Below are 23,417 nucleotides of genomic sequence, written 5' to 3'. Positions count from 1 at the left end.
CATGACGGATAATCCGAATAAAAAAACATTCTGGGATAAAGTCCATCTTGATCCCACGATGCTGCTGATTTTACTGGCATTGCTGGTCTACAGTGCTCTGGTAATCTGGAGTGCCAGCGGCCAGGATATCGGCATGATGGAGCGTAAAATCGGTCAGATCGCAATGGGTCTGGTCATTATGGTCGTAATGGCGCAAATCCCTCCGCGCGTTTATGAAGGCTGGGCGCCCTATCTCTATATCATCTGTATTATTTTGCTGGTGGCGGTAGATGCCTTTGGTGCCATCTCTAAAGGTGCTCAACGCTGGCTGGATCTCGGTATCGTCCGTTTTCAGCCGTCGGAAATTGCCAAAATAGCCGTACCGCTGATGGTGGCGCGCTTTATCAACCGCGATGTTTGTCCGCCGTCGTTAAAAAATACCGCCATCGCGCTGGTGCTGATATTTATGCCCACGCTGCTGGTCGCAGCGCAGCCTGACCTGGGGACATCAATTCTCGTTGCGCTTTCCGGTCTGTTCGTACTGTTCCTCTCTGGCCTTAGCTGGCGCCTAATCGGCGTTGCAGTGGTGCTGGTAGCCGCGTTCATTCCGATTCTGTGGTTCTTCCTGATGCATGATTACCAACGCCAGCGCGTAATGATGCTCCTCGACCCAGAATCAGACCCTCTTGGCGCGGGTTATCACATTATTCAGTCTAAAATAGCTATTGGCTCCGGCGGATTACGCGGCAAAGGCTGGCTGCACGGTACTCAGTCACAGCTTGAATTTCTGCCCGAACGCCATACCGACTTTATCTTCGCGGTACTGGCAGAAGAGCTGGGATTAGTGGGTATTTTGATTCTGCTCGCTCTCTATATTCTGCTGATCATGCGCGGACTGTGGATAGCCGCCAGAGCGCAAACCACCTTTGGTCGCGTCATGGCTGGCGGCTTAATGCTGATATTATTCGTTTATGTCTTCGTAAATATTGGTATGGTAAGCGGTATTCTGCCGGTTGTAGGGGTTCCGCTCCCACTGGTCAGTTATGGAGGATCGGCGCTTATAGTGCTGATGGCTGGGTTCGGGATTGTGATGTCAATCCACACCCACAGGAAAATGTTGTCGAAAAGCGTGTAAGAGGTGCGCAATGCGTAAGCAGTGGCTCGGGATCTGCATCGCGGCAGGAATGCTCGCGGCATGTACAAGCGATGATGGTCAGCAACAGACGGTAAGTGTACCGCAGCCTGCGGTATGTAATGGCCCAATAGTTGAGATTGGCGGGGCAGAACCACGTTTCGAACCACTGAACGCGACAGCGAATCAGGATTACCAGCGCGATGGCAAAAGCTACAAAATCGTGCAGGATCCATCACGCTTTAGTCAGGCTGGCCTGGCTGCTATTTATGATGCCGAACCGGGCAGCAATCTGACGGCCTCAGGTGAAGCATTCGATCCGATGCAGCTAACAGCGGCACACCCGACGCTGCCGATCCCCAGCTACGCGCGAATCACTAACCTGGCTAACGGTCGGATGATTGTGGTGCGCATTAACGATCGTGGTCCCTACGGCAACGACCGCGTAATTTCACTTTCGCGCGCGGCAGCCGACCGTCTTAACACCTCGAACAACACCAAAGTTCGCATCGACCCGATTATCGTCGCCCAGGATGGTTCACTTTCTGGCCCAGGTATGGCTTGTACTACTGTCGCCAAACAGACTTATGCCCTGCCCGCACCACCCGACTTAAGCGGCGGCGCGGGAACAAGCTCAGGGTCTGGCCCGCAGGGTGACATTCTTCCGGTCAGTAATGCGACGCTAAAAAGCGAAGATCCGACCGGCGCGCCGGTAACCAGCAGCGGTTTTCTCGGCGCACCAACCACCTTAGCACCTGGTGTACTGGAGGGCAGCGAACCGACGCCGGCACCGCAGCCAGTGGTCACAGCTCCGGCTTCAACGCCTGCAACAACACCAGCAATGGTGACACCGCAAGCAGCTTCGCAAAATGTCAGCGGTAACTTTATGGTGCAAGTCGGTGCTGTTAGCGATCAGGCGCGCGCTCAACAGTATCAACAGCAGTTAGGACAGAAGTTCGGCGTTCCCGGTCGTGTGACCCAAAACGGCGCAGTCTGGCGGATCCAGCTTGGCCCATTTGCCAGCAAAGCCGAAGCCAGTACCTTGCAGCAACGTTTACAAACCGAAGCCCAATTACAGTCATTTATTACCACCGCGCAGTAGCGTAAAGCAGGCAACTGAAGTGTCAATTTCTGTAAATGACGTTAACAAAGTCACGCGGAAAGTCAGATGCCTGCCGGTAGTGCATTTGCTATAGTAGGGCACTTTTTTTAATTCCATCACGGATGTCGTAGTTCAGACCATGAATACCATTTCTTCCGCTCGTATCATGAAGCGCCTGGCGCTCACCACGGCTCTTTGCACAGCCTTTATCTCTGCTGCACATGCCGATGACCTGAATATCAAAACTATGATCCCGGGTGTACCGCAGATCGACGCGGAGTCCTACATCCTGATCGACTATAACTCCGGCAAAGTTCTCGCCGAGCAAAATGCAGATGTCCGCCGCGATCCTGCCAGTCTGACCAAAATGATGACCAGCTACGTTATCGGCCAGGCAATGAAAGCGGGTAAATTTAAAGAAACTGATTTAGTGACCATCGGTAATGACGCCTGGGCTACCGGTAACCCGGTGTTTAAAGGTTCTTCGCTGATGTTCCTCAAACCTGGTATGCAAGTACCGGTTTCACAGCTTATCCGTGGTATTAACCTGCAATCCGGTAACGATGCTTGTGTTGCTATGGCAGACTTTGCCGCCGGTAGTCAGGATGCTTTTGTTGGCCTGATGAACAGCTACGTTAACGCGCTGGGTCTGAAAAATACCCACTTCCAGACCGTGCACGGTCTTGACGCTGACGGTCAGTACAGCTCTGCACGTGATATGGCGCTGATCGGCCAGGCACTGATTCGTGATGTGCCAAATGAATACTCTATCTATAAAGAGAAAGAGTTCACCTTTAACGGTATTCGTCAGCTCAACCGTAACGGCCTGCTGTGGGATAACAGCCTGAATGTCGACGGTATCAAAACCGGCCATACTGACAAGGCAGGTTACAACCTTGTTGCTTCCGCGACAGAGGGTCAGATGCGTCTGATCTCGGCAGTCATGGGCGGACGTACTTTCAAAGGCCGTGAAGCTGAAAGTAAAAAACTGCTGACCTGGGGCTTCCGTTTCTTCGAAACCGTTAACCCGCTGAAAGTAGGCAAAGAGTTCGCCTCTGAACCAGTATGGTTTGGTGATTCTGACCGTGCTTCGTTAGGTGTTGATAAAGACGTTTACCTGACCATTCCACGTGGCCGCATGAAAGACCTGAAAGCCAGCTACGTGCTGAACAGCAGTGAGCTTCATGCGCCGCTGCAAAAGAATCAGGTCGTCGGTACTATTAACTTCCAGCTTGACGGCAAAACCATTGAGCAACGTCCGCTGGTGGTGTTGCAGGAAATCCCGGAAGGTAACTTCTTCGGTAAAATCATTGATTACATTAAATTAATGTTCCATCACTGGTTTGGTTGAAAATTGAACACTTGAAAGTGTAATTTCCGCCCCCATATACTAAGCATCAGTAAAAACTCCCGCCTTCTGGCGGGAGTTGCTATTTAATTACGTTACGCCGGAGCTGACATGAAAACCAAACTTAACGAACTGCTTGAATTCCCTACTCCTTTTACCTACAAAGTAATGGGGCAGGCGTTACCTGAGCTGGTTGATCAGGTGGTTGAAGTGGTACAGCGCCATGCGCCAGGTGACTACACCCCAACGGTAAAACCAAGCAGCAAAGGCAACTACCACTCGGTATCTATCACTATCAACGCCACTCATATCGAGCAGGTTGAAACACTGTATGAAGAACTGGGCAAAATCGATATTGTCCGCATGGTTCTGTAACTCGCTTTACCATTACCCGGCCTCCTGGTCGGGTAACTCCCCTCCCTCCTCTGTGATATACTTTTTCTCCACTTTTACTCATTCTCCACGGAGATGCCGTTTTGTATCAGGATAAAATTCTTGTCCGCCAGCTCGGTCTTCAGCCTTACGAGCCAATTTCCCAGGCTATGCATGAATTCACCGATACCCGCGATGAAAATACCCTTGATGAGATCTGGCTGGTCGAGCACTATCCGGTATTCACTCAGGGACAAGCAGGAAAAGCGGAACATATCTTAATGCCGGGCGATATTCCGGTGATCCAGAGCGACCGTGGCGGTCAGGTGACTTATCACGGCCCAGGTCAGCAGGTAATGTACGTTCTGTTTAATCTTAAACGCCGCAAACTGGGTGTGCGTGAGCTGGTGACCTTACTCGAACAAACGGTAGTGAATACCCTGGCTGAACTGGATATTGATGCACATCCTCGTGCCGATGCTCCGGGTGTCTATGTCGGGGAAAAGAAAATTTGCTCGCTCGGCTTACGTATTCGTCGCGGTTGTTCATTCCACGGCCTGGCATTAAACGTCAATATGGATCTTTCGCCATTTTTACGCATTAACCCTTGTGGTTATGCGGGAATGGAAATGGCTAAAATATCACAATGGAGACCTGATGCGACAACCGATAATGTTGCACCACGGTTGCTGAGAAATATTTTAGCACTGCTAAATAATCCTGCCGTAGAATATATACCTGCTTAACGACGCTCATAAATGACCCGACTTGCACTGGGTCATTACTCATGCCCACATTTATGTCCTCTTTAACCGTTGCTGGCCTCTGGAGAGATAGCCCTTTTCAGCATTAAATGAGGAGCAAATGGATTGTGCTGCCTATTACAACAAATTCATCCGGCATGCCCCAGACTTCATGAATGATTGATGTTACCGATAACGCCATTTGAAAAAATTATTGTTACAGCCAGATCACAGAGATAAACGACAAAATGGCACAAACCAACAACAATTTTACATTTTCACGACCGCTTTGGCTGCTTTCTGGACCGTTTCAATGATATACTGCCAGTCGTTAATTCAAAAATAGTTGATAATTACAACAATCTATTGAGTTGAACGCTTTCCTTCGTAATTCGCAACTGGAACACGCACGCTATGAGTAAACCCATTGTGATGGAACGCGGTGTTAAATACCGCGATGCCGATAAGATGGCCCTTATCCCGGTTAAAAACGTGGCAACAGAGCACGAAGCCCTGCTGCGCAAGCCGGAATGGATGAAAATCAAGCTTCCAGCAGACTCTACACGTATCCAGGGCATCAAAGCCGCAATGCGCAAAAATGGCCTGCATTCTGTCTGCGAGGAAGCCTCCTGCCCTAACCTGGCAGAATGCTTCAACCACGGTACAGCAACGTTTATGATCCTCGGCGCTATTTGTACCCGCCGTTGTCCGTTCTGTGACGTTGCCCACGGTCGCCCGGTAGCTCCGGATGCCAATGAGCCGGTGAAACTGGCACAGACCATTGCTGATATGGCGCTGCGTTATGTGGTTATCACCTCCGTTGACCGTGATGACCTGCGCGATGGCGGTGCCCAGCACTTTGCGGATTGCATTACAGCCATTCGGGAAAAAAGCCCGGAAATCAAAATTGAAACTCTGGTGCCGGATTTCCGTGGTCGTATGGATCGCGCGCTGGATATTCTGACCGCCACGCCGCCAGACGTGTTCAACCACAACCTGGAAAACGTGCCACGTATTTACCGTCAGGTACGTCCGGGCGCGGATTACAACTGGTCGCTGAAACTATTAGAACGCTTTAAAGAAGCTCATCCGGAAATCCCGACCAAATCTGGTTTAATGGTGGGTCTGGGCGAAACCAATGAAGAAATTATTGAAGTGATGCGCGATCTGCGTCGTCATGGTGTGACCATGTTAACGCTGGGGCAATATTTGCAGCCAAGCCGTCATCACCTGCCGGTTCAACGTTACGTTAGCCCGGATGAGTTCGACGAAATGAAAGCCGAGGCACTGGCGATGGGCTTTACCCATGCTGCATGTGGCCCGTTTGTCCGTTCTTCCTACCACGCCGATTTGCAGGCGAAAGGGATGGAAGTTAAGTAATCCTGTAATAATTACTTACATCTGTCTGATAAAAACCCGCTATCTGAAGCGGGTTTTTTTTATCGAACAAGATATTGAGGGAGCGTCCTGCTCGCCACGTCACTCTTTATGAGAGAGCTTTTCAGCCTGAAGATCAACGTCTGCGCCTTTCTTCGCCGCAGCATCGTCATCATTCATCGCTTTCTTGAATCCTTTGATAGCCGCTCCAAGGTCTCCGCCCAGCGTACGTAACTTCTTAGTCCCAAACAGCAGAACGACCAGTGCCGCAACTACCAGCAGTTTGGTAATACTAATCTCACCCATAGATACCTTCTTGACATAAAACCGGCAACAGAACGCGCCTTAAAAACCAGAGAATATTAACGGTCATTCGACGCGCGCACACAATAGCAATCTGTAACAAGGTGAATCAAGCGCCGAATAAAAAAACATCATAATAATTGCGGTGGCGCAAACCGTCGGTTGTTTAAGACGGGGAGTTGTGCACGTACCTGACGCACGCGTTCAGGTGTCACTTCCGCCATGATTAAGGCCGGCATTTCTGCCGCCGCCGCAATAGTGACGCCAAAGGGATCTATAATCCGGCTTTGCCCGATATTTTTGTTCCCGCACTCCCCTGCCGCCACCATATAACAGGTGGTATCCAGAGCACGAGCGGCAAGCAACGTTGACCAGTGATGCTCTTTGAGCGGTCCGCGAACCCAGGCTGCCGGAAGGACCAGGATTTCTGCTCCCTGTATGGCCTGTGCCAACGCCAGCTCCGGAAAGCGTAAGTCATAGCAGGTCATCAGCCCAACTTTCATGCCTTCGACCTCCAGTAACGGGGCTATTTCATTACCCGCATCAACATGACGCGACTCCTGAATGGAGAACGCATCATAAAGATGCAGTTTGGCATAACGAGCGACAATTTTTCCCGCCTGAAGAGCCACCAGCATATTCCATGCGCGCCCCGGCGCAGAGGGAACATGAATCGTCAGAATTGTCGTCATCATGTTACGTTTACTTTCCCGCAATAAACGCCCGATAAATTGGCCTTCCAGCAGCTGCGCTGATTTAACAGATAGATCCGGATCATGATCGTCTCGCGCCAGCAAGGCTTCCGGCAGAACAAACAACGAGACGTCGTTTTCCGCCGCCTGCGCCATCAACGAGGCGCAAATTTCAGCGTTCTTTTCCCACACGGATGTAACAGCAAACTGTCCTGCGGCAACCAGCATTACCACCTCCTGTTAGAGTCGTAAAATTCGCCAACGACGATTATTCGGCGTTACACTTATCACTCATACAAATCAAATAGCAGGATTTTGCAGTGTTACAACTCCTTTTAGCAGTTTTTATTGGCGGTGGTACGGGAAGCGTGGCGAGATGGCTGTTAAGTATGCGATTTAACCCAGCAAGCCAATATCCATTACACTACCAGCACGCGTATAAAGAAAATCATTTTCTACGTAAAAAACAATCCTCCACCAAAACAATTAACAAAACCGCATCAATTACTTATCAATTAGCACACATAATCATATTAATAAATACCGGTCATAAAAATGCATTTTGTTATTCAGGTATAAAAAACAAAAACACCAATGTCTTAATGGTAGCTTTTCTTGATTTTAATCAGCATTCGACACCCATTTATTCGGCATATTTTCTCTTTAGCCTTAGGAATTTGTTATTATTTATCTTGGAGTCTGGAACAGGAAAAATTATGCTGACATTCATTGAGCTCCTTATTGGAGTTATGGTTATTGTGGGTGTAGCTCGCTACATCATTAAAGGGTATTCCGCCACCGGGGTATTATTTGCAGGTGGTCTGTTATTGCTGATTATCAGTGCCATTATGGGGCACAAAGTTTTACCTGCCAGCCAGACTTCAACGGGCTACAGTGCCACGGATATCGTTGAATACATTAAAATATTGCTGATGAGTCGCGGTGGCGATCTTGGCATGATGATTATGATGCTGTGTGGTTTTGCCGCTTATATGACCCATATCGGCGCAAATGATATGGTCGTCAAGCTGGCGTCAAAACCGCTGCAGTACATAAATTCCCCTTACCTGCTGATGATTGCCGCCTATTTTGTTGCCTGCCTGATGTCACTGGCAGTTTCCTCCGCAACGGGCCTGGGCGTTTTACTGATGGCAACGTTGTTCCCGGTCATGGTGAACGTGGGTATTAGTCGCGGCGCGGCAGCTGCCATTTGCGCCTCACCGGCGGCGATTATTCTCGCACCAACTTCCGGTGATGTGGTGCTGGCGGCGCAGGCTTCCGAAATGCCGTTAATTGACTTCGCCTTCAAAACGACGCTGCCTATCTCAATTGCCGCAATTATCGGCATGGCGATTGCCCATTTTTTCTGGCAGCGTTATCTGGATAAAAAAGAGCACATCTCTCATGAAATGTTAGATGTCAGCGAAATCACTACCACCGCTCCCACGTTTTACGCCATTCTGCCGTTCACACCGATCATTGGCGTGCTATTTTTTGACGGCAAATGGGGTCCGCAATTACACATCATCACCATTCTGGTGATATGTATGCTGATTGCCTCCGTTCTGGAATTTATTCGCAGCTTTAATACTCAAAAAGTCTTTTCTGGCCTCGAAGTGGCTTATCGCGGCATGGCTGATGCCTTCGCTAACGTGGTAATGCTATTAGTTGCGGCAGGGGTTTTTGCTCAGGGTCTTAGCACCATTGGCTTTATCCAAAGCCTGATCTCAATCGCTACCTCGTTTGGTTCAGCGAGCATTATCCTCATGCTGGTGCTGGTTATCCTGACGATGCTGGCGGCGGTGACTACGGGTTCCGGCAATGCGCCATTCTATGCATTCGTTGAGATGATCCCGAAACTGGCGCACTCTTCTGGTATTAACCCGGCATACCTGACTATTCCAATGCTCCAGGCGTCAAACCTGGGTCGCACGATTTCGCCTGTCTCTGGCGTGGTGGTTGCGGTTGCCGGGATGGCAAAAATTTCGCCTTTTGAAGTGGTTAAACGCACCTCGGTACCGGTGCTTGTTGGGCTGGTGATTGTCATCGTGGCTACAGAGTTGATTGTACCCGGTACAGCCGCCGCAGTTACAGGTAAGTAATTCTCCTTGCCGGAGGCGTGCTTCCTCCGGCACTCTCTTCAGCCACTGTGGTAAATGCGCTGCGGCCTGCCAACTTTGCCGTGAACAATTTCAGCAATAATAAGATGGCGGCTGGCGCAATATTCAAGATAACGTCTGGCGGTAGTGCGACTGATGGTCAATGCCTGCGCTACCGTCTCCGCCGTATGTTGCACACCTGGCTCTTTGAAAAGTTTCCGCACTGCGTTAAGTGTCAACGCATCAATACCAGTCGGAAGATCGTCCTTCGGTTCGCCACGCGCATAAGCGTTAAACATCTCATCAATTTGCTTCTGACTGGCACTATCAATGCTTTCCAGCATATGTTTACGCTGGCGAAAACGGGTCAACGTCTGTCCCAGACGCTCATAAGCAATTGGTTTTATCAGATAATCAAACACACCACAGCGTACTGCTTCAGACACCGTTTCCATATCGCTGGCAGCAGTAGTAAACACCACGTCACCAGGATAATGCGCCTGCACCAGTTCATGCAGTAAATTAATTCCCCTACCGTCAGGGAGATAGTTATCCAGCAAGATAAGCCCCGGCTTAAAACGCTCGATCATCATTCGGGCCTGCGCCAGGTTTCCCGCCAGCAATATCTGACTGAATCCGGGAATGTGACGAATATATTCCGCATGCATCTCTGCCAGCGGCGTTTCGTCCTCAACGATCAATAGAGTTAATGGAGCTGTCATTAGGTTTCACTTTCGGAATATAGATTGAAAATAAAGTACCGCAGGGGTCATTCTCTTCAAGAGTGATAACTCCACCGCAGCGCGTTACATAGCTGGCAATAAGATACAACCCAATGCCATGCTCACCGGGTTCATCAGCACGCGTACTGACGCCCTGCTCAAATATTTTGTCGCGCAGAGCCTCTGGGACGCCGCAACCCTGATCGGCGACTTCAATCACCACATCAGCGCCTTCATCACTCAAATATAATTCGACGATCTTATTCCCTTCATCGCTGCGCAAACTGGCTTCGAAGGCGTTATCGAGTAAGTTGCCCACAATCGCCGCAAACTCAGTGCTGTCCAGCCCTGGCGGCAGTTGAGAAAGCTGGCTACCGGGGACGATTGTCATTTTTAGCCCCAGTTCGCGGGCGCGCTGTACTTTACCAAACAACAGCCCCGCCACCTGGCGATCGGCAAAGGCTTCGCGCAGGCTGTCAATAAGCTGTTGCTGAGCCTGAGACTCCCCCTGAACCATCGCCAGCACGCGATCATACTCTTTCATCTGCAACAGACCATTGAGCGTAGACATCCAATTGAGATGTTCATGACGCAATGTGCGCAGGCTTTCAACGTATTGTTTAATTTGCGTCAGTTGTGCGTTAAGGGTGGAAATTTCGTCTTTACTACGAAAGCTGATAATTGCCCCCAGCAAATCATCGCCAGAACGAATAGCCTCCCGATTAGCAATGACGCTCAGGCCGTTAAAATTTGTCACCACATCCTGGCGTTTTTCATCAATCTGCTCGGTGAAGAAATCGGCGGGTCTGACCACTTCTGCAATGGGTCTGCCCAGCCACTGCCGCCCCGGGGAACTCAGTCCCAGCATTTTTCTTGCGTTACGGTTGATGGCGGTTATGTCACCGTGCGGGTCTACTGCAATCAGCCCTTCATAAACCGAACTAAACAGCGCCTCCTGCTGACGAACAACGCGCGCAATTTGCTTCGGTTCCATCCCCATCATCTGGCGGCGGATATGTGCGGCTAAGAACCACGACAACAGCATCAGAATACCCAGCAGCACGACAAATACGCCGGCCATTGGTAATAAAAATTCGGCGCGCCAGCTATCGATTTTACTGACAAGGTAACCCACCGACACCACGCCGATGACTTTGCCATCATCATCAAAGATTGGTGTTTTGGCACGCATCGCCATACCAATTGACCCTTTCCCGGTGATGAAGTAGCTCTCCCCTTTCTCCAGCGCGCCGGGTTTGGTGAACTGCATGGGATAACCAATTTTCTCGGGATTAGGATGATAAAGGCGGATCGAGTTACGGTCACCTATCACCACGTAGTCAAAATCAGTATCTCTTTGCAATTTATTGGCGATGGTCGCCAGCCGTTTGTAATTACGCGCTTTAACTGCCGTGATGATGCTGTCATTGGAGGCAATAATTTTCGCCTGATTCATTGCCATATCGCGCACATGAAGCGTTAAATAGTCCTCAAAACTGGCCGTGAAATATTGTGCCAGTGCTGCGATGACAAATATTGAGAACACCAGAATCAGCAGGAAGATACGCAACGGAAATGCCAGTCGTTCGAAAAAAGCAAACTGTTTATTCTCATTAAACTGCAACATTGTTTTCCTTGCGGGGTAAACCCTGTCTTTTGGTGAATGTAATTAAAATGTTGAATCTCGATATATAAAAATCAAATATAATCGTGGCAAAATTCATTCATTAAATCAATTAAATAACTTAAAACCACGCACTAATCCGCAATTACATTAATTAAAAAACTTAAAACCATTAAATAAATAAAAAACCACTAACTCTATGTGAAATAAATCAAAATTTCACGCCGCAATACTCCTTAGGATGTATGGCAAAAGGAGAAACAGATATACCTCGCTCGCTGCCCTTTCTCCCAACTGAAAATAAAAGGTTATCAGTTTGCAACACTGAATAACATTCATTGCAAATTGATAACAACACATACCTTCAGGATATGACTTATTATGTTCGGCAATGATATTTTCACCCGGGTAAAACGTTCAGAAAATAAAAAAATGGCAGAAATTGCCCAATTTCTGCATGACAATGATTTGAGCGTTGACACAACAGTCGAAGTATTTATTACCGTAACTCGCAATGAAAAGCTTATCGCTTGCGGTGGAATCGCCGGAAATATTATTAAGTGCGTCGCTATCAGCGAATCTGTTCGCGGTGAAGGACTGGCGCTGACATTAGCCACTGAACTGATAAACCTCGCCTATGAACGACACAGCACGCATCTGTTTATTTATACCAAAACCGAATACGAGGCGCTGTTCCGCCAGTGCGGTTTTTACACGCTGACCAGCGTACCTGGCGTGATGGTGTTGATGGAAAACAGTGCCACACGTCTGAAACGCTATGCCGAGTCACTAAAAAAATTTCGTCATGAAGGGAACAAAATTGGCTGCATTGTGATGAACGCCAATCCCTTTACTAACGGTCACCGTTATCTGATTCAACAGGCAGCGGCACAGTGTGACTGCCTGCATCTGTTTTTAGTCAAAGAAGATTCTTCGCGCTTTCCCTATGAAGACCGGCTGGATCTGGTATTGAAAGGCACCGCCGATATTCCGCGCCTGACCGTGCATCGCGGCTCCGAATACATCATCTCCCGCGCCACGTTCCCCTGCTACTTCATTAAAGAACAGAGCGTCATTAACCATTGTTACACCGAAATTGATCTGAAGATTTTCCGTCAGTACCTCGCTCCCGCACTGGGCGTTACCCATCGCTTTGTTGGTACTGAACCTTATTGCCGCGTGACCGCCCAGTACAACCAGGATATGCGCTACTGGCTGGAAACACCGACTATCTCCGCACCGCCCATTGAACTGGTTGAAATTGAGCGGCTGCGTTACCAGGAGATGCCGATATCCGCTTCCCGGGTACGCCAACTGCTGGTGAAAAACGATCTCACGGCTATCGCGCCGCTGGTTCCGGCAGCCACGCTGCATTACTTGCAGAATCTGCTTGAACACTCCCGCCAGGACGCGGCAGCTCGTCAAAAGACCCCCGCATGAGAAACAGGTGAAAAATGAAAATAAACCAGCCCGCCGTTGCAGGCACCCTTGAGTCTGGGGATGTGATGATACGCATCGCCCCGCTCGATACGCAGGATATCGACCTGCAAATCAACAGCAGCGTTGAGAAACAGTTTGGCGATGCGATTCGCACCACCATTCTGGACGTTCTCGCCCGCTATAACGTGCGCGGCGTACAGCTGAATGTCGATGACAAAGGCGCACTGGACTGCATTTTACGTGCACGACTGGAAGCCCTGCTGGCGCGCGCCAGCGGTATCCCGGCTCTGCCATGGGAGGATTGCCAATGATTTCCGCTTCGCTGCAACAACGTAAAACCCGCACCCGCCGCAGCATGTTGTTTGTGCCTGGCGCTAATGCCGCGATGGTCAGCAACTCTTTCATCTACCCGGCAGATGCCCTGATGTTTGACCTCGAAGACTCCGTGGCGCTGCGTGAAAAAGACACCGCTCGCCGCATGGTTTACCACGCACTGCAACATCCTCTGTATCGCGACATTGAAACCATTGTGCGTGTAAACGCACTGGATTCCGAATGGGGCGTTAACGACCTGGAAGCCGTCGTTCGTGGTGGCGCAGACGTTGTGCGTCTGCCGAAAACTGACACCGCTCAGGATGTGCTGGATATCGAAAAAGAGATCCTGCGTATTGAAAAAGCCTGTGGACGTGAACCGGGCAGCACCGGTTTGCTGGCGGCAATTGAATCTCCGCTGGGTATTACCCGTGCGGTAGAAATCGCTCACGCATCTGAACGTTTAATCGGTATCGCACTGGGTGCGGAAGACTACGTGCGCAACCTGCGTACAGAACGCTCACCGGAAGGTACGGAACTGCTGTTCGCTCGCTGCTCCATTTTGCAGGCCGCGCGCTCTGCCGGTATCCAGGCATTCGATACGGTCTATTCCGACGCTAACAATGAAGCCGGATTCCTGCAAGAAGCTGCACATATCAAACAGCTGGGCTTTGATGGCAAATCGCTGATCAACCCGCGTCAGATTGATCTTCTGCACAACCTCTACGCACCAACCCAGAAAGAAGTGGATCACGCACGCCGCGTCGTAGAAGCCGCTGAAGCCGCCGCTCGCGAAGGCCTCGGCGTGGTTTCCCTGAACGGCAAGATGGTTGACGGTCCGGTTATCGATCGTGCCCGTCTGGTGCTCTCCCGCGCAGAACTTTCCGGCATCCGCGAAGAATAAGGCAATCAAAATGACGCAGAAAATTGAACAATCTCAACGACAAGAACGGGTAGCGACCTGGAATCGTCGCGCTGAATGCGATCTTGCCGCTTTCCAGAACTCGCCAAAGCAAACCTACCAGGCTGAAAAAGCGCGCGATCGCAAACTGTGCGCCAACCTGGAAGACGCTATTCGTCGTTCTGGTTTAAAGGACGGCATGACCGTCTCCTTCCACCACGCTTTCCGTGGCGGTGACCTGACCGTCAATATGGTGATGGACGTCATCGCGAAGATGGGCTTTAAAAACCTGACACTGGCGTCCAGCTCTTTGAGCGACTGCCATGCGCCGCTGGTAGAACATATTCGTCAGGGCGTAGTAACCCGCATTTATACCTCTGGTCTGCGCGGCCCACTGGCGGAAGAAATTTCCCGTGGTCTGCTGGCTGAACCGGTACAAATCCACTCTCACGGTGGTCGTGTGCATCTGGTACAGAGCGGTGAACTGAATATCGACGTGGCTTTCCTCGGCGTCCCGTCCTGCGACGAATTTGGTAATGCCAACGGCTACACCGGTAAAGCCTGCTGCGGTTCTCTCGGCTATGCGATGGTCGATGCCGACAACGCAAAACAAGTCGTGATGCTCACCGAAGAACTGCTGCCTTATCCGCATAACCCGGCCAGTATTGAACAGGATCAGGTCGATCTGATCGTCAAAGTCGATCGCGTTGGTGATGCCGCAAAAATCGGCGCAGGCGCGACCCGTATGACCACTAACCCGCGCGAACTGCTGATTGCCCGCAGCGCAGCGGATGTGATTGTCAACTCCGGCTACTTCAAAGAAGGTTTTTCCATGCAGACCGGCACCGGCGGCGCTTCGCTGGCAGTCACCCGTTTCCTGGAAGACAAAATGCGTAGCCGCGATATTCGCGCCGACTTCGCCCTCGGCGGTATTACTGCAACGATGGTTGATCTGCATGAAAAAGGGCTGATCCGCAAACTGCTGGATGTGCAGAGCTTTGACAGCCACGCTGCGCAATCGCTGGCTCGTAACCCGAATCACATCGAAATCAGCGCCAACCAGTACGCCAACTGGGGTTCGAAAGGCGCATCGGTTGATCGTCTCGACGTGGTGGTACTGAGCGCGTTGGAAATTGATACCCAGTTCAACGTCAACGTGCTGACTGGCTCTGACGGCGTACTGCGTGGCGCTTCCGGCGGTCACTGCGATACTGCGATTGCATCCGCCCTTTCCATCATCGTCGCACCGCTGGTGCGCGGTCGTATTCCGACCCTGGTGGATAACGTGCTGACCTGCATCACCCCTGGCTCCAGCGTCGATATCCTGGTTACCGACCACGGTATCGCAGTTAACCCGGCACGTCCTGAACTGGCAGAGCGTCTGCAGGAGGCGGGCATTAAAGTGGTTTCCATTGAGTGGCTGCGCGAACGCGCGCGTCTGCTGACCGGTGAACCACAGCCGATTGAATTCACCGACCGCGTCGTTGCCGTCGTGCGTTACCGCGATGGCTCGGTGATTGATGTTGTACATCAGGTGAAGGAATAAGCCATGCACCTGCTCCCTGAACTCGCCAGCCACCATGCGGTTTCGATTCCCGAGTTGCTTATAAGCCGGGATGAAAGGCAAGCACGGCAACACGCCTGGCTCAAGCGCCATCCTGTTCCACTGGTCTCCTTTACCGTGGTTGCGCCTGGGCCGGTTAAAGACAGCGAGGTCACACGCCGGATTTTTAATCATGGCGTGACTGCCCTGCGTGCTTTAGCCGCAAAACAGGGCTGGCAAATTCAGGAGCAGGCTGCACTGGTTTCCGCCAGCGGGCCGGAGGGCATGTTGAGCATTGCCGCACCGGCTCGCGACCTCAAGCTCGCAACCATTGAGCTTGAGCATAGTCATGCTCTCGGGCGTTTGTGGGATATCGATGTCCTGACGCCCGAAGGCGAAATTCTCTCCCGCCGCGATTATTCGCTGCCGCCTCGCCGCTGCCTGTTATGCGAGCAAAGTGCGGCTGTTTGTGCGCGTGGAAAAACGCATCAACTGACCGATTTACTCAACCGTATGGAGGCGCTGCTGAACGATGTCGATGCCTGCAACGTCAACTAAAACCACAAAGCTTGCGACGTCATTAATCAATGACTATGCCCTTCTGGGCTGGCGCGCCATGCTGACTGAAGTCAATCTGTCACCGAAACCCGGTCTCGTGGATCGCATTAACTGCGGTGCGCACAAAGATATGTCGCTGGAGGATTTCCACCGTAGCGCGCTGGCGATTCAGGGCTGGTTACCACGTTTCATTGAATTTGGTGCCTGTAGTGCAGAAATGGCACCAGAATCGGTACTCAGCGGATTACGCCCAATTGGTATGGCCTGCGAAGGCGATATGTTCCGCGCTACCGCAGGTGTAAACACCCATAAAGGCAGTATTTTTTCTTTAGGGCTGATGTGTGCGGCAATTGGTCGTTTGCTTCAGCTCAACCAGCCGGTAACGCCCAAAACCGTTTGTGCGACGGCAGCCAGTTTTTGCCGTGGTCTGACCGATCGCGAACTGCGCACCAATAATCCACAACTGACGGCAGGCCAACGGTTATATCAGCAACTTGGCCTTACCGGTGCGCGCGGTGAAGCCGAAGCGGGCTACCCGCTGGTTATCAACCGCGCCCTCCCGCATTACCTCACTCTGCTGGATCAGGGGCTGGATCCTGAACTGGCATTGCTCGATACCTTGCTCCTACTGATGGCGATTAACGGCGATACCAACGTCGCATCGCGCGGTGGCGAAGGGGGCCTGCGCTGGCTACAGCGCGAGGCGCAAACATTATTGCAAAAAGGGGGCATCCGAACCCCCGCCGATCTCGATTATCTCCGGCAGTTCGACAGGGAGTGTATCGAACGAAATCTCAGTCCAGGCGGCAGCGCCGACCTGCTGATTCTTACCTGGTTTTTAGCACAGATTTAAAAATTTAAGCACTTGATAAATTTGGAAATATTAATTTTCGGAGAACCCGTATGTCTTTAGCAAAAGATAAGATATGGAAATTATTGGCCCCACTGGTGGTGATGGGCGTCATGTTTCTTATCCCTGTACCCGACGGTATGCCGCCGCAGGCATGGCATTACTTCGCCGTGTTTGTGGCAATGATTGTCGGCATGATCCTCGAGCCAATTCCGGCAACAGCGATCAGTTTTATTGCAGTGACTATTTGCGTTATTGGCAGTAATTACCTGCTCTTTGACGCCAAAGAATTAGCTGACCCCGCTTTTAATGCCCAAAAACAGGCGCTGAAATGGGGACTGGCTGGTTTTTCCAGTACCACTGTCTGGCTGGTATTTGGCGCATTTATCTTTGCATTAGGGTATGAAGTTTCCGGATTAGGCCGTCGTATTGCCCTTTTCCTGGTAAAATTCATGGGTAAACGCACGCTGACGTTGGGTTATGCAATTGTCATTATCGACATTCTGCTGGCTCCGTTTACACCGTCTAACACCGCACGTACCGGGGGTACGGTTTTCCCGGTCATTAAAAACCTGCCGCCGCTGTTTAAATCATTCCCGAACGATCCGTCTGCACGTCGCATTGGCGGTTATTTAATGTGGATGATGGTCATCAGTACCAGTCTGAGTTCCTCCATGTTTGTCACCGGTGCAGCACCAAACGTGCTGGGTCTGGAGTTCGTCAGCAAAATTGCCGGTATCCAGATTAGCTGGTTGCAGTGGTTCCTCTGCTTCCTGCCAGTTGGGGTTATCTTACTTATCATTGCGCCGTGGCTTTCCTACGTGCTGTACAAACCGGAAATCACACACAGTGAAGAAGTGGCAACCTGGGCGGGTGATGAACTAAAAACCATGGGTGCGCTGACACGCAGAGAGTGGACGCTGATTGGTCTTGTTCTGCTCAGCTTAGGTTTGTGGGTATTTGGTAGTGAAGTCATTAACGCCACTGCAGTTGGCCTGCTGGCGGTTTCGCTGATGCTGGCGCTGCACGTTGTGCCGTGGAAAGACATTACCCGCTATAACAGCGCATGGAACACGCTGGTCAACCTGGCAACACTGGTTGTTATGGCTAATGGCCTGACCCGTTCTGGCTTTATCGACTGGTTCGCCAGCACCATGAGTACTCACCTGGAAGGCTTCTCACCAAACGCCACAGTGATTGTACTGGTTCTGGTCTTCTACTTTGCACACTACCTGTTTGCCAGCCTCTCTGCGCATACCGCAACCATGCTGCCGGTCATTCTGGCCGTCGGTAAAGGTATTCCGGGCGTACCGATGGAACAACTGTGTATCCTGCTGGTTCTGTCTATCGGTATCATGGGCTGCCTGACGCCATATGCAACCGGTCCAGGGGTTATTATTTACGGCTGCGGCTATGTGAAATCGAAAGATTACTGGCGTCTTGGCGCTATCTTCGGGGTGATTTATATTGCCATGCTGCTTCTGGTAGGCTGGCCGATTCTCGCCATGTGGAACTAATACGTTCGTCAAACGCTGAATAAATCATCACGCCCGCCAGGTAACCCCACCTGGCGGGCTTTTTTATGATTTAATAGATAGTATTCAGTGTATGTATGAGTCCCACACCCATTATGAAAGCATTCTGGCGTAACGCCGCTTTACTGGCGGCTTCTCTGCTCCCCTTATCTTCTGTCAACGCCGCTGCGTTGCAGGCAAAACAGTATGGCGATTTTGACCGCTATGTCCTGGCTCTCTCCTGGCAAACAGGATTTTGCCAGAGCCAGCACGATCGAAATCGTAACGAACGGGATGAATGTCGCCTGCAAACCGAAACGACCAACAAAGCCGATTTTCTGACCGTTCATGGTCTGTGGCCGGGGTTGCCAAAATCAGTTGCAGCGCGTGGCGTTGATGAACGTCGCTGGATGCGCTTCGGCTGCGCCACTCGTCCAATCCCGAACTTGCCGGAAGCTCGCGCCAGCCGGATGTGTTCCTCACCGGAAACCGGGTTATCGCTGGAAACCGCAGCTAAACTGAGTGAAGTTATGCCGGGGGCTGGCGGACGCTCTTGTCTGGAACGTTACGAATACGCGAAACATGGTGCCTGTTTTGGTTTTGACCCGGATGCTTATTTCGGCACGATGGTGCGTCTGAATCAAGAAATTAAAGAGAGCGCAGCCGGAAAATTCCTCGCGGATAACTACGGAAAAACCGTGAGCCGCAGTGACTTTGACGCCGCCTTTGCCAAAAGTTGGGGGAAAGAGAACGTCAAAGCGGTCAAGTTAACGTGCCAGGGTAACCCGGCGTATTTGACTGAAATCCAGATTTCGATAAAAGCTGACGCCATCAACGCACCGCTCTCAGCAAACTCATTCTTACCACAACCACACCCTGGCAACTGTGGCAAAGCCTTTGTGATTGATAAAGCGGGTTATTAATAATCAAATCTGTAAAACGTCGTAGCGCGTTTTACGTAAAACATGATGATTAATATATATACATAATGCGCTGCATTGAGGAATTACCTGAATGTGACGTATATCACTTCAAAGAGTGAGCAACAGTCAGTATCATCATATGAGTTAAACCCTCGCCGCCTGACGGTGAGGGTTTTCTTTTGGGTATGTTTATCTGCGACACTCGCAGTACCGACGACATGGAGTAAAAATGTCCAGACCAACTATCATCATTAACGACCTGGATGCCGAACGCATCGATATTCTGCTGGAGCAACCCGCCTATGCCGGTTTGCCAATCGCCGACGCGTTAAACGCAGAGTTGGATCGCGCCCAAATGTGTTCGCCTGAAGAGATACCACACGACGTGGTGACGATGAACAGCCGGGTTAAATTCCGCAATCTTAGCGATGGCGAAGTGCGTGTGCGCACGCTGGTGTATCCGGCCAAAATGACCGACAGCAATACTCAGCTTTCCGTGATGGCTCCGGTGGGTGCCGCACTGCTGGGACTTCGCGTTGGCGATACCATTCACTGGGAACTTCCGGGCGGCACCGCAACCCACCTTGAAGTGCTGGAACTCGAATACCAGCCTGAAGCCGCTGGCGACTACCTGCTTTAATCCCATCTGCACAAGCGTTTACTCGCTTTGCCCAGAGGATGCATCCGCATCCTCTTTCTGTTCAAATATCAACCAGACTTATCATTTTGCTCTTCCCCGCTACGTTCTAATCTGAACAAGTTATCAACCTGCGGACTCCATTATGAGTGAAGCTCTTGGTATTACAGTGCTTTATATTTTCATCGCGGCAATACTCGTTGTCGCGGTGCTATACCTTGAGCAACACTGGTAGTGTTTATGTGAATATATTTTACCAATCAATATTTAATAGATATAAAATCAACGTCGCAAATCACAGAACTGCAATCAATAATGTGATGTTATGTATTCATGCAACAGCAAGGAGAGAATGCTTATGTACAAAACAATCATTATGCCGGTAGACGTATTTGAAATGGAATTAAGCGACAAAGCCGTTCGTCATGCTGAATTTCTCGCCCAGGATGATGGTGTAATTCATTTACTCCATGTATTACCTGGCGCCGCAAGCCTTAGTCTGCACCGTTTTGCTGCCGATGTGCGTCGTTTCGAAGAGCATTTGCAACATGAGGCGGAAGAACGCCTACAGACAATGGTTGGTCATTTCAATATTGATCCCTCCCGTATCAAACCACATGTCCGCTTTGGTAGCGTGCGGGATGAGGTGAACGAGTTAGCCAAAGAACTGAATGCAGATGTAGTGGTTATCGGTTCGCGTAATCCATCAATTTCAACCCATCTGTTAGGTTCTAACGCTTCCAGCGTGATCCGCCATGCTAATCTGCCTGTATTAGTCGTTCGTTAACAGATTAACGTATTTATGATGCCCTGCCCGGAGCAATCCCGGCAGGTTTTTTTATAACGAAAAAAAGCCGCCAGGTTTGACCCCGGCGGCTAACAATTGCAGGTGAATCTTACTTCTTCTTATGCAGTTTTGGTGCGAATCAGGTAGTCAAAGGCACTCAGAGAGGCTTTAGCACCTTCGCCAGTGGCAATGATGATCTGCTTGTACGGAACAGTCGTACAGTCACCGGCAGCAAACACACCTTTAATGTTGGTTTCGCATTTCGCATCGATGATTACCTCACCCATGCGGTTACGTTCAACTGTGCCTTCCAGCCAGTTAGTGTTCGGCAGCAGACCGATCTGGACGAAAATACCGGCCAGTTCGATGTTGTGAATATCGCCGCTCACACGGTCACGGTATTCCAGACCAACAACTTTGCTGCCGTCACCTTTTACTTCAGTGGTTTGCGCGTTCAGAATAATATCGACGTTTTTCAGGCTGCGCAGTTTGTCCTGCAATACCTGGTCTGCCTTCATTTCTGGAGCAAACTCAAGCAGGGTTACGTGTTCAACAATACCTGCCAGATCGATTGCCGCTTCGACACCGGAGTTACCGCCGCCGATGACCGCTACGCGTTTGCCTTTAAACAGCGGGCCGTCGCAGTGTGGACAATAAGTCACGCCTTTGGTGCGATACTGATCTTCGCCCGGAACGTTCATGTTGCGCCATTTTGCACCGGTCGCCACGATAATGCTGCGTGCCTTCAGTACCGCGCCGGAAGCTGTTTCAATCTGATGCAGGCCGCCTTCAACTGCTGCCGGGATTAGTTTGCTCGCGCTCTGGCTGTCGATTACATCAACGTCGTATTCATCAACGTGAACTTTCAGTGCACCTGCCAGCTTCTGCCCTTCGGTCTTCGGTACAGAAATGTAGTTTTCGATATCAACAGTATCGAGGATCTGACCGCCAAAGCGTTCGCCCATCAGACCGGTACGAATGCCTTTACGTGCGGAATAAATGGCCGCCGCTGCACCCGCCGGGCCGGAACCGACGATTAATACGTCATAAGCATCACGCTTGTTCAGCTCTTCTGCCGCACGTTTTTCCGCACCAGTATCGATTTTGGCGACGATTTCGGAAATAGTCATGCGGCCCTGACCAAACTCTTTACCATTCACGAACACCGCCGGAACGCCCATCACATTGCGATCGGTGATTTCGTTCTGGAACGTACCGCCATCAATCGCCGTGTGCTTAATGCGCGGGTTCAGTACGCTCATCAGGTTCAGCGCCTGCACCACGTCCGGGCAGTTATGGCAGGAGAGCGAATAATAAGTTTCAAATTCAAAATCACCGTCGATATGGCGAATCTGCTCCAGCAGAGACTGTGCTTCTTTCGACGGATGACCACCGGTCCACAGCAGCGCCAGTACCAGTGAGGTGAACTCGTGGCCCAGCGGGGAACCTGCAAAACGCGGCCCCTGGTTGGAACCTGGATTGGTGATCAGGAATGACGGTTTACGCACCGGCAAGCTGTTATCTTCTTTAAAGGTGACTTTGTCTGACAGTTCTGCGATCTCAGCCAACAGTTCCTTGATTTCTGCCGATTTTGCGCTGTCATCCAGCGTGGCAATTAACTCAACAGGCTTTGTCAATTTCTCAAGGTAAGCCTTGAGTTGAGTTTTCATATTTGTGTCGAGCATGTTTATCTCCTGGGCTTTAAACATCATCATGCAAGCGGCCTCATCGGCTACCTGGATGCAGCTTGCATCATGGTGCGGGGAAGAAAATCGGGTGCCGCAGCACCCGATTAATTACGCGATTGCGGAACTTAGATTTTACCAACCAGGTCCAGGGACGGAGCCAGAGTTGCTTCACCTTCTTTCCATTTAGCCGGGCAAACTTCACCTGGGTGAGAAGCCACGTACTGTGCTGCTTTGATTTTACGCAGCAGGTCAGACGCGTCACGGCCAATGCCTTCAGCGGTAACTTCGATAGCCTGGATGATACCCTGCGGGTCAACAACGAAGGTAGCACGGTCAGCCAGACCTTCATCTTCACGCATGTTGTCGAAGTTACGGGTCAGGGCGCCAGTCGGGTCGCCGATCATCGCATATTTGATTTTAGCGATGGTTTCAGAGCTGCTGTGCCATGCTTTGTGGGTGAAGTGAGTATCGGTAGATACTGCGTATACGTCTACGCCCAGTTTCTGCAGTTCTTCGTAGTGGTCAGCAACGTCGCCCAGTTCGGTCGGGCATACGAAAGTAAAGTCAGCCGGGTAGAAGAAGAAGACGCTCCAGCGGCCTTCGGTATCTTTTTCGGTGATTTCAACGAATTCGCCGTTTTTGAATGCCTGGTTTTTAAAAGGTTTAATTTTGGTGTTAATCAAGGACATCTATACTTCCTCCGTGTTTTCGATGTGATGTAAGGTAACCAATTTTTGCCGATTCGGCTAATGCGTTTCCATTATCAAATCG

24 protein-coding genes and 1 pseudogene are annotated in these 23,417 nt (G+C 50.7%); 19 read left to right on the top strand and 6 right to left on the bottom strand.

Going from position 1 to position 23,417, the window contains the following annotated elements:
• Position 1: 1 nt before the first annotated feature.
• The 6 genes from mrdB to lipA all read left to right on the top strand — a co-directional run bounded on the left by mrdB (position 2) and on the right by lipA (position 6,056).
• Complete coding sequence (gene mrdB / locus WC5_RS09045) at positions 2-1,114, top strand: peptidoglycan glycosyltransferase MrdB (RefSeq protein WP_000131717.1); 1,113 nt, start codon at positions 2-4, stop codon at positions 1,112-1,114.
• A gap of 10 nt (positions 1,115-1,124) precedes the next feature.
• On the top strand, positions 1,125-2,213 hold the full coding sequence (gene rlpA / locus WC5_RS09050; protein WP_001231395.1) for an endolytic peptidoglycan transglycosylase RlpA: 1,089 nt from the start codon (positions 1,125-1,127) through the stop codon (positions 2,211-2,213).
• A gap of 139 nt (positions 2,214-2,352) precedes the next feature.
• Complete coding sequence (gene dacA, locus WC5_RS09055; RefSeq protein ID WP_001092444.1) at positions 2,353-3,564, top strand: D-alanyl-D-alanine carboxypeptidase DacA; 1,212 nt, start codon at positions 2,353-2,355, stop codon at positions 3,562-3,564.
• A 108-nt stretch (positions 3,565-3,672) separates the two neighbouring features.
• Positions 3,673-3,936, top strand: a complete 264-nt coding sequence (ybeD, locus tag WC5_RS09060; RefSeq protein ID WP_000850550.1) for a DUF493 family protein YbeD — start codon at positions 3,673-3,675, stop codon at positions 3,934-3,936.
• A gap of 101 nt (positions 3,937-4,037) precedes the next feature.
• Positions 4,038-4,679, top strand: a complete 642-nt coding sequence (lipB, locus tag WC5_RS09065) for a lipoyl(octanoyl) transferase LipB (protein WP_000284038.1) — start codon at positions 4,038-4,040, stop codon at positions 4,677-4,679.
• 411 nt (positions 4,680-5,090) lie between these two features.
• On the top strand, positions 5,091-6,056 hold the full coding sequence (lipA, locus tag WC5_RS09070) for a lipoyl synthase (RefSeq protein WP_000042619.1): 966 nt from the start codon (positions 5,091-5,093) through the stop codon (positions 6,054-6,056).
• Positions 6,057-6,155: 99 nt separating this feature from the next.
• Here lipA and tatE read toward each other — a convergent pair whose 3' ends face one another.
• Both tatE and WC5_RS09080 read right to left on the bottom strand, forming a co-directional pair.
• Positions 6,156-6,359 (bottom strand): twin-arginine translocase subunit TatE, encoded by a 204-nt coding sequence (gene tatE, locus WC5_RS09075; protein ID WP_000503931.1) that lies wholly within the window; start codon positions 6,357-6,359, stop codon positions 6,156-6,158.
• Positions 6,360-6,487: 128 nt separating this feature from the next.
• Entirely contained in the window at positions 6,488-7,276 is a 789-nt protein-coding gene (locus WC5_RS09080) for a deaminated glutathione amidase (protein WP_010351627.1), read from the bottom strand.
• Between the two features lie 92 nt (positions 7,277-7,368).
• On the opposite strand from WC5_RS09080, the pseudogene WC5_RS24110 reads away from it, so the two are divergent.
• Together WC5_RS24110 and dcuC are read left to right on the top strand one after the other, a co-directional pair.
• Positions 7,369-7,461, top strand: a pseudogene (locus WC5_RS24110) (fluoride efflux transporter CrcB); the annotation flags it as partial.
• A 303-nt stretch (positions 7,462-7,764) separates the two neighbouring features.
• Complete coding sequence (dcuC, locus tag WC5_RS0122330; protein WP_000955046.1) at positions 7,765-9,150, top strand: anaerobic C4-dicarboxylate transporter DcuC; 1,386 nt, start codon at positions 7,765-7,767, stop codon at positions 9,148-9,150.
• Between the two features lie 38 nt (positions 9,151-9,188).
• Here dcuC and dpiA read toward each other — a convergent pair whose 3' ends face one another.
• Together dpiA and dpiB are read right to left on the bottom strand one after the other, a co-directional pair.
• Entirely contained in the window at positions 9,189-9,869 is a 681-nt protein-coding gene (gene dpiA, locus WC5_RS09085; protein ID WP_000126492.1) for a two-component response regulator DpiA, read from the bottom strand.
• Positions 9,838-11,496: a sensor histidine kinase DpiB gene (gene dpiB, locus WC5_RS09090; RefSeq protein WP_000938912.1), complete on the bottom strand. Its 1,659-nt coding sequence runs from the start codon at positions 11,494-11,496 to the stop codon at positions 9,838-9,840. The genes dpiA and dpiB overlap by 32 nt, the downstream gene beginning before the upstream one ends.
• A 378-nt stretch (positions 11,497-11,874) precedes the next feature.
• On the opposite strand from dpiB, the gene citC reads away from it, so the two are divergent.
• The 11 genes from citC to uspG all read left to right on the top strand — a co-directional run bounded on the left by citC (position 11,875) and on the right by uspG (position 20,958).
• Positions 11,875-12,933, top strand: coding sequence for a [citrate (pro-3S)-lyase] ligase (gene citC, locus WC5_RS09095; RefSeq protein WP_000467677.1), 1,059 nt, complete (start codon positions 11,875-11,877; stop codon positions 12,931-12,933).
• Positions 12,934-12,947: 14 nt separating this feature from the next.
• Positions 12,948-13,244: a citrate lyase acyl carrier protein gene (gene citD, locus WC5_RS09100; RefSeq protein WP_000700703.1), complete on the top strand. Its 297-nt coding sequence runs from the start codon at positions 12,948-12,950 to the stop codon at positions 13,242-13,244.
• Entirely contained in the window at positions 13,241-14,149 is a 909-nt protein-coding gene (gene citE, locus WC5_RS09105; RefSeq protein WP_000622357.1) for a citrate (pro-3S)-lyase subunit beta, read from the top strand. Before citD ends, citE begins: the two co-directional genes overlap by 4 nt.
• 10 nt (positions 14,150-14,159) lie before the next feature.
• Positions 14,160-15,692 (top strand): citrate lyase subunit alpha, encoded by a 1,533-nt coding sequence (citF, locus tag WC5_RS09110; RefSeq protein WP_000192252.1) that lies wholly within the window; start codon positions 14,160-14,162, stop codon positions 15,690-15,692.
• A gap of 3 nt (positions 15,693-15,695) precedes the next feature.
• Positions 15,696-16,247, top strand: a complete 552-nt coding sequence (citX, locus tag WC5_RS09115) for a citrate lyase holo-[acyl-carrier protein] synthase (RefSeq protein ID WP_000550395.1) — start codon at positions 15,696-15,698, stop codon at positions 16,245-16,247.
• The gene (gene citG, locus WC5_RS09120) at positions 16,222-17,100 is read left to right on the top strand and encodes a triphosphoribosyl-dephospho-CoA synthase CitG (RefSeq protein WP_000062486.1); all 879 of its coding nucleotides are present in this window, start codon (positions 16,222-16,224) and stop codon (positions 17,098-17,100) included. The genes citX and citG overlap by 26 nt, the downstream gene beginning before the upstream one ends.
• 50 nt (positions 17,101-17,150) lie before the next feature.
• On the top strand, positions 17,151-18,614 hold the full coding sequence (gene citT, locus WC5_RS09125) for a citrate/succinate antiporter CitT (RefSeq protein WP_000050310.1): 1,464 nt from the start codon (positions 17,151-17,153) through the stop codon (positions 18,612-18,614).
• Positions 18,615-18,727: 113 nt separating this feature from the next.
• Complete coding sequence (gene rna, locus WC5_RS09130; protein WP_010355769.1) at positions 18,728-19,534, top strand: ribonuclease I; 807 nt, start codon at positions 18,728-18,730, stop codon at positions 19,532-19,534.
• A gap of 229 nt (positions 19,535-19,763) precedes the next feature.
• Positions 19,764-20,174, top strand: a complete 411-nt coding sequence (gene rnk / locus WC5_RS09135; RefSeq protein ID WP_000089726.1) for a nucleoside diphosphate kinase regulator — start codon at positions 19,764-19,766, stop codon at positions 20,172-20,174.
• Between the two features lie 142 nt (positions 20,175-20,316).
• A complete protein-coding gene (gene yldA / locus WC5_RS26035; RefSeq protein WP_016231624.1) occupies positions 20,317-20,406 on the top strand; it encodes a small membrane protein YldA in 90 nt (29 codons plus the stop codon).
• A gap of 123 nt (positions 20,407-20,529) precedes the next feature.
• Entirely contained in the window at positions 20,530-20,958 is a 429-nt protein-coding gene (uspG, locus tag WC5_RS09140; protein ID WP_010352343.1) for a universal stress protein UspG, read from the top strand.
• Positions 20,959-21,077: 119 nt separating this feature from the next.
• On the opposite strand, the gene ahpF is transcribed toward uspG, so the two are convergent.
• Together ahpF and ahpC are read right to left on the bottom strand one after the other, a co-directional pair.
• Positions 21,078-22,643, bottom strand: coding sequence for an alkyl hydroperoxide reductase subunit F (gene ahpF, locus WC5_RS09145; protein ID WP_010352341.1), 1,566 nt, complete (start codon positions 22,641-22,643; stop codon positions 21,078-21,080).
• A gap of 128 nt (positions 22,644-22,771) precedes the next feature.
• A complete protein-coding gene (gene ahpC / locus WC5_RS09150) occupies positions 22,772-23,335 on the bottom strand; it encodes an alkyl hydroperoxide reductase subunit C (RefSeq protein ID WP_000052804.1) in 564 nt (187 codons plus the stop codon).
• Between the last annotated feature and the right edge of the window lie 82 nt (positions 23,336-23,417).

The organism is Escherichia sp. KTE114, from assembly GCF_000407765.1.
GTDB lineage: Bacteria > Pseudomonadota > Gammaproteobacteria > Enterobacterales > Enterobacteriaceae > Escherichia > Escherichia ruysiae.
The sequence above is the reverse complement of the archived record's forward strand: the minus strand, read 5'-3'. Positions and strand labels throughout refer to the sequence as shown.